The following is a 644-nucleotide window of genomic DNA, read 5'->3' as shown; positions in this document are numbered from 1 at the left end:
CCTAATCTCTCCGGCATCTAGCTGAAGCCCTGCAATTTCTCCCTCGCCTGTACGCTCGTCAAAATCGATGGTGTAGCTCAAATAGCCTGGGCGTGCGCCGGCAACAAGATCGGCATCTGTGGGATTAGTAAATTTGTTAAAAGCCAAGCCGTTATAAATCACCTTGCCCATCTTAGGCAGAGCTGCTTCAGGCGTAGGCGTGCCGCCGATTTCGATATGGGTTCTCTCATCAGAAGAACCATCATTCGCCTGTATTGTTTTCGTAAGCCCTGTAACAGTGGAATAGGGAAGTTCGTAAAGCCGCTTCACGCTGTCATCCGGCATATTTATGAGCGTCAGGGTTAGTTTTTGTGAAGCCGATGGGTCGGTCGACGGTTTGGTAGCAGGCGTTTGCGGCTTGGTGTTATTTGCTGTTTGGGTGGTGGGTGAATCGCCGCCACCGCTGCCACAGGCTGCCAGTGCGACTGCGAGGATGGTCAAAGAGAGGGCGCGTGATAGGTTTGTCATGATATTTTCCCTAAGTTAGTTATCGACAATGTAAAGGATAATGTAAAGATATTCTTCTGGTATGAAGATACTTATTTTCTTATGTTTTTTAAAATTTTTCAATAGCTTATTTTATTTAAAGGCGGGCAGTTTATGGA

Annotated in this window: 1 protein-coding gene; it reads right to left on the bottom strand. The window is 46.7% G+C overall.

Translation table 11 applies throughout. From position 1 onward, the window contains the following. On the bottom strand, positions 1-507 hold a 507-nt coding region (locus ACTHUR_RS15150; RefSeq protein WP_440399446.1), incomplete at its 3' end, for a factor H binding protein domain-containing protein. Positions 508-644 lie beyond the last annotated feature (137 nt).

The sequence above is a fragment of the Neisseria sp. P0021.S007 genome (assembly GCF_051956855.1).
This window is presented reverse-complemented; position numbering and strand designations above follow the sequence as displayed.